This is a genomic window from Propionivibrio sp., from assembly GCF_016790145.1.
Classification (GTDB): Bacteria; Pseudomonadota; Gammaproteobacteria; order Burkholderiales; family Rhodocyclaceae; genus Propionivibrio.
On sequence record NZ_JAEUOI010000084.1, the window covers coordinates 1 to 6,604 of the forward strand.

Annotated in this window: 3 protein-coding genes; all 3 read right to left on the reverse strand. The window is 61.6% G+C overall.

Features of this window, described 5'->3' with window-relative positions:
* Positions 1-1,403: CHASE3 domain-containing protein (locus tag JNM42_RS07570; protein WP_294268079.1), on the reverse strand; the 1,403-nt coding region annotated here is incomplete at its 3' end.
* Between the two features lie 480 nt (positions 1,404-1,883).
* A complete protein-coding gene (locus tag JNM42_RS07575) occupies positions 1,884-2,456 on the reverse strand; it encodes a cytochrome b (RefSeq protein WP_294268080.1) in 573 nt (190 codons plus the stop codon).
* The gene (locus JNM42_RS07580; protein ID WP_366504422.1) at positions 2,453-6,586 is read right to left on the reverse strand and encodes a glycosyl hydrolase family 65 protein; all 4,134 of its coding nucleotides are present in this window, start codon (positions 6,584-6,586) and stop codon (positions 2,453-2,455) included. The genes JNM42_RS07575 and JNM42_RS07580 overlap by 4 nt, the downstream gene beginning before the upstream one ends.
* Positions 6,587-6,604 lie beyond the last annotated feature (18 nt).

Genomic DNA, 6,604 nt, shown 5'->3' on the forward strand with positions numbered 1-6,604 from the left:
CCTTCACTTGAAATAAAACGGGAGAAGGCTTGCCTGACCAGCTTGCCCCGAGCCACACCCAGCAGGGTGGCGGCGGTCAGGTTGGCCTCCAGAATCAGCCCCGGATTGGCCGCCGCTTCGCTCAGGGTGCAATAGCCGACCGGTGCCAGGTCATAGAGGTCGAAATAGCGCAAGCGCGAGGTTTCCAGTGCCGCTTGTGACTGGCTCAGTTCCTCGTTCTGCATCTCCAGTTCGACCTGTTGCACCTCCAGGGCATGCTGCAATGCATAGTCATCGCTGACATTGCGGAATACCAGCACGGCACCGATGACCTGACCGTCGCGCCCGCGAATCGGTGCGCAATTGTCGGCGATATCGCACTCGCGGCCATCGCGCGCAATCAGGATCGTGTGATTGGCCATTCCCTGGCTCGTTCCCTGCGCCAGGGTTTCGACTACCAGGAGGGCAGCGGGTTCACGTGTTTTCTGGTTGATGATGTGGAAAACCTCGCTTAGCGGAAGGCCAACGGCCTGCGCCTGTTTCCACCCGGTGAGTTGCTCGGCAACGGGGTTGAGCAGGGTCACGCGTGCCTCGGCATCGGTGGCGATCACCGCATCGCCGATCGAGTCAAGCGTCACGGCCAGCTTTTCCTCACGGTCGCCGAGCGCGGCGTTGGCCTGTTGCAGTTGACGATTCATCGCCTCCTGATTCTCGAGCAAATTTCGTGTTTCGAGATGGAGCAAATCCTTGAAGCGCTGTTGTGTCTGGCGATAGATCAACCAGGCAAAAGCAATGGCAAACAGCAAGGCAAGCAGACTGGCTGCAACAATAAGTGAAAACATGCGCCGCATTTCAGACTGAAATTCTGTTTCGCGCTGCGCCAGCAGGTTTTCTTCCGTCTCGATAAAGCCGTGCATTTCGCTACGGATCGAATCCATCAAGGGCTTGCCCTGACCGCTGCGTTCCAGTGCCATTGCGGCCGGCATGCCCTGCTGGCGACGCAATTCGATGGACTGTGACAACTCAGCCAATTTGGCTTCGGTCAATGGCGCCACTGCATCAAGGTGTTTCCGTGCTGCAGGGAGCAAGGTCAGGCGCTGCAATTCCTGCAGTTGGCGACTGAGGCTATCGCGCTGTACCAGATACGGTTCCAGAAAGGATTCTTCACCGGTCAACAAGTAGCCGCGCTGACCGGTCTCGGCATCCTTCAATGCCGACAGAAAGTTGCCTGCGCCCGAAATTACGGCGAAGGTATGTTTCCTCACACCAGCCGCTTCTTCGATCTGCCTGAACGTCCACAGCGATAACATCACCCCCAGCGCAACCAGCAGGAGCGCGGCAACAAACCAGGCCAGCGTTTTATGCGTCGCTTTCACGAGAAAAATGCCCTCGCTCCTGCCGGCGTCCCGGTTGCCGATGGCCACTTTGAATTTTTTCCGGACATGTCCAACCTCGATCAAATATGCGTGAATCAGTCTGACGCTTCGCATGACCCGGGGTGCGGGCCGCACCTCACCTGCTTATACACTCTTCCTGCAAGAATGATGCTTTATTCGGCTACCAGGCCGCGGGGCGAATCGGGTCGGTGAATGAATTCCCGGCCATGGTGATTGATCATGACCGATAAACGTGCCGCACTCTGTGTGCTGGCGTACATAGTGCGAAAATTTCCGGAAGAAGATGGAAGGATGCAGCTCTGGTCAGCGCAGCGACACCCGTCATCGGACCAGTTATCTGGTTTGTTGAAAGACTTGAGGAAATGCTTCACCCCCAAGACAGCGGGAAGCCTCCCTGAAGAGGGACCAAGAACACAAAGATTCACCAGGGAAAACCTTTTTTTTAACTGGCGCCTTGGGAGTTCGCTGGGTCACGTGGGCTGACTGCTTGCTGCGAAATATGCGGGTTCACTCGCGTCGCGGTATCATCCGCAGCAGGGTGTCATCATGTACCCCATAGTGGTGATACAACGCCGCTACCGCATGAAATCCAATGAGGAAGTAACCCACCGTGGCACCGGTCTCATGAATCTCCTTGATCGACTTCGCCAGAGTTTGACTCTCGCCGATTAGCGCTGGAAGTTGCAGTCCGAAGAAGGGAATCGGCTTTCCTGCGGCGCTGAGCAGCAGCCATCCAGCCAGCGGCAAGCCGAGCATCAGCGCATAGAGCGCCACATGCATCAGCCTGGCCAGAAGCTTCTGCCACCGGGGCGGATCGGGCTTGATATCCGGTACCGGGACCGTCAGGTTAAGCACCAGACGCAGCACGGCCAGGACAAGAACAGAAAGCCCCAGCATGAAGTGCCAGGTTTTCATCATCTCGCGTGAGTCACTGCCTTTGGGGAAGATCCCTTTGAGCTCCATGCAGGCGTACACCGCTGCGATCAGTATCAGCATGAGCCAGTGGATCGCGATTGAAAATGATCCATAACGCGCTGTGTTGCTGCGCAATCTTGATACAGGCGAATTTTCCAAGGTCATTCCATTAAAGTTTCGATCAGTGTTGATGGCTGCGTGTTTATCCCAGGCGACCAGGCGTTTACTGCGACCTCGACCCGATGATCCTGCTGGTCGTCGACGAGCGGAATCGCCTTGTCGGATTGCTCAACGCCATCAACCCTTACGCTGCTCACTCCAATCATGTCATCATTTTCGACGTGCGTTTGCTCCACCGTGATCGAGTACATCGTTTCCCGATAGCGATAGTTTATCCTGAACGAGTGCCAGTCGGCAGGCAGGCAGGGGGCGAAATGCAGCGTGTTCCCCACCAAGCGCAGACCGAGCAGCGATTCGAGAATCAAGCGGTACATCCAGCCGGCCGATCCGGTGTACCAGCTCCAGCCGCCGCGACCGGTATGCGGAGTGAGTGCATAGACATCGGCGGTGACGACGTAGGGTTCGACTTTGTAGATGGCCACGGCCTGCGCCGAAAGGGCATGATTTACCGGGTTGATCAGGGTCAGCACTTCCCAGGCGCGCTCGCGTTCGCCGAGGGCGGCAAAGGCCATTGCCGTCCAGATCGCCGCATGGGTGTACTGCCCGCCGTTCTCGCGCACCCCCGGCACGTAGCCGCGGATGTAACCGGGATCGAGTTTCGTTGTATCAAAGGGTGGATCGAGAAGCTGAACCAGCGCGTCGTCGCGCCGCACCAGATGCTGGTCAACGGCCTGCATGGCCAGGCGCGAACGCTGGCCGTCACCCGCCCCGGAAAGTACCGACCAGCTCTGTGAAATCGAATCGATGCGGCATTCCGCGTTGCCTGCCGAACCGAGTGGCGTGCCATCGTCGAAGTAGGCGCGGCGGTACCACTGGCCATCCCAGCCATGCTGCTCGATGCTCTGGCGCAAGCGGGCATCCTCCGCCAGACAAAGCTCGGCAAAGGCGGAGTCGCCATGGGCAGCCGCCAGCGGCGCGAACTGCCTGAGCACCTGGCACAGGAAGAAAGCGAGCCACACACTCTCGCCCTTGCCGCCGATGCCGACCAGGTTCATGCCGTCGTTCCAGTCGCCGGAACCGATCAGCGGCAGGCCGTGCGCGCCGAAATGCAGACCGTTCCCGATGGCACGCACACAGTGCTGGTAGAGACTGACCACCTCGGCTGAGCGGCCCGGCAGATCGTAGTAGGAGTCGTCCTCCGGGTTGACCGCACGACCTTCCAGGAAAGGCACGGGTTCATCGAGCACCCCGCTGTCGCCGCTGCCGAGCACATAGCGGCTCACCGCCAGCGGCAGCCACAGGTAGTCGTCTGAGCAGTGCGTGCGCACCCCGCGACCCGAGGGTGGATGCCACCAGTGCTGGACATCGCCTTCCTGGTACTGGCGGCTGGCGCAGAGCAGCAGGTGTTCGCGCAGCAGACCCGGCTCGGCGTGGATGAGCGCCATGACGTCCTGCAACTGGTCGCGAAAACCGAAGGCCCCGCCCGACTGATAGTAGCCACTGCGTGCCCAGACGCGACAGGCCAGGGTCTGGTACACCAGCCAGCCGTTGGCCAGCACATCGAGCGCGGGATCGGGTGTTTCCACCTGCACCGCACCGAGCGTGCGCTTCCAGTGCTGGCGCACGGCTTCGAGCGCGGCGCGCGCCGCCACGGCACCGCGGAAGCGCTGCGCCAGCTTGCCGGCTTCATCGGCCGTGCGCCCAACGCCCAGGCGAAAGACGATCTCGCGCTCCTGTCCGTCGGACAGCTCGAAGTTCACCTGAAGCGCGGCGCAGGGATCGAGGCCGGCACCTACTTTGCCGGACAGGCGCGTGCGTTTCATGGCTGCCGGATTTTGCAGCGAGCCGTTACGACCGATGAACTCGGCGCGGTCGCCACTGAGCGTACGCGCCGGATCGTCGACGTCGTAAAAGGCCAGCCGATCCGGGAACTCGGTGTTGTACGGATTACGCGCGTAAAGCGCACCGCTGTGGGCGTCGACTTCGGTGTGCACATGCATTGCCGATTTGGCGCGCACATCACCGAGTACCCATTCGACATAACCGGTGGCCGACAGCCGACGTGGCCGCCCCGATTCGTTGCGTACTTTGAGCACCGAAAACTTCACCGCCGCATCCAGCGCCACATACACCCAGAGTTCGCTGCGAATTCCGCCCGATCGGGTTTCGAACACGCTGTAGCCGAATCCGTGCCGGACGACGTAAGTCGTTTCAGCGCGCACCGGCAGCGGCGTCGGCGACCAGAAGTGGCCGCTCTGCTCGTCGCGCAGGTAGAGGGCTTCGCCGCTGGCATCGCTGACCGGGTCGTTGTGCCAGGGTGTCAGCCGGAATTCGTGCGCGTTCTCGCTCCAGGTGTAGGCGACGCCGTTCTCCGAAACGATGCTACCGAAGTGCGGGTTGGCCAGGACGTTCACCCACGGTGCCGGCGTTACCTGACCCGGTGGCAGTACGATGACGTATTCGCGGCCATCGGCGGCAAAGCCGCCAAGCCCGTTGAACAGGATCAAATCCCGGCCCGGCGCTGCGTCGGCGTGTGCGGATTCGGGGCGGTGCGCCAGGGTCGGCTTCAGTTGCGGTGGCAGCACTGCAGCAAGGCGGCGAGCATCGAGTTGCTCTTCGAGCGATCCCCGGCTGTCGGTGATCAGCGCCCGCGCCACCGACTGGAAGAGGATACGATCCTCGCCCGATATCTGCTCCGCCTGCCGGACAAAGATGCCACCCGGCCGATCGATCACACTGGCCTCGATCCCCGAGGTGATCAGCCCGACGATCTGCTCCTGCAGTTGCTGCCGGTATCCGGCGTGGTCTTCGTTCCAGATCACCAGGTCTACCGCCAGTCCCTTCATGCGCCAGTAGGCATGCGCCTGGACGAGCTGGCGCACGAGACCGATATTGGCCGCATCACCGATCTGCAGCAGCACGATCGGCAGATCGCCCGAGATGGCATAGCCCCACAGCCCGGATTGCCCGCGGCGATTCATGATCTGCACGGCGGCATCGGCGCGCAACCCGGCATTGGCGTAGATCACCGAACCGGCCAGGCGCGCATGCAGTTGCGCATCGATCTCGCTGGCATTGAGCTGGCGCAGAACGACCTGACTGTGCGTCCACGCCAGATCGAGGACGCGATCCGCCAGATTCCGATCCTGATACTTGTCGATCAGGCTCACGGCATGCTCGCGGCTTTCGGCCATGCCGGTAACCATATCGACGGTGACCGACTGCCCCGCATCGAGCGTCAGTGAATGGCGAATGGCGACAATCGGGTCGAGCACCGAACCCTCGGCACCCGAGAGCGCCGCGCTCGTGCTCATGGCCAGCGGAGCGGCGGCGCTGCGGCCACGGCCGATAAAGCGCAGGCGATCCGTCTCGTATGACACCCGACCAATGACGACGCCATGCACCGCCATCAGGTGCAGCATCCACGGCGCCTGCTCGTCACGCGAGCGCGGTCGGCGGGTGCACAGGATGGCGCGGCGCTCGCGCAGGATCTCCGTCTGCACGAACAGGTTGCTGAAGGCCGGATGCAGCGTGTCGCTTGCCGGCGTTGCGATCACCACTTCGGCGTAACTGGTGACTTCGATTTCCCGACGCTGTCGCGAGCGATTGGTAATGCGTACCCGACGCAACTCGATATCGTCCTCCGGCGAGACGACGATCTCGGTATGCGTCTCGAAATAACCGCCGCCGACAAGTCCAACGCTGGCGCCGGCGTCGACCGGGTCGCGACGGCGGAATTCGGCACGCCCTTCGGAGAAGATCGCTTCGTATTTTTTCGCTCGCCTGAGCGTCGGCTGATGAGCGGCCGACCAGAACTGGTCACGGGCTCCACTGCCTCCTCGGGTCAATTCGCGGATGTAGCAGAAGCTGCCCCAGTCGTCGCAGGTGCCGTCTTCACGCCAGCGGGTCACCGCCAGATCCTTCCAGCGACTGTAGCCACCGCCGGCGTTGGTGACCATCACGTGGTAGCGACCGTTGGACAGCAACTGGACCTCGGGAACCGCTGTGTCCGGGCTGCCGAACAGGCGAATCGGCAGTTCGGCGGCAAGCGGCGTCGAACGTACTCCGGAAAGTCTGGCCGTATGCGAAAACAAGGCGGTGACCTTGGGAATACGCTCCTGGAGCAGCAGCATGACGGCCTGGAACAGCCGGTCGGAAGCGAAGCGCCGCTGCATCGGACGGTCCAGGAGCAG

Coding starts and splice junctions, on each gene's coding strand:
- JNM42_RS07580 (WP_366504422.1), bottom strand. CDS start 6,586: ATGCAGCGGCGCTTCGCTTCCGACCGGCTGTTCCAGGCCGTCATGCTG.
- JNM42_RS07575 (WP_294268080.1), bottom strand. CDS start 2,456: ATGACCTTGGAAAATTCGCCTGTATCAAGATTGCGCAGCAACACAGCG.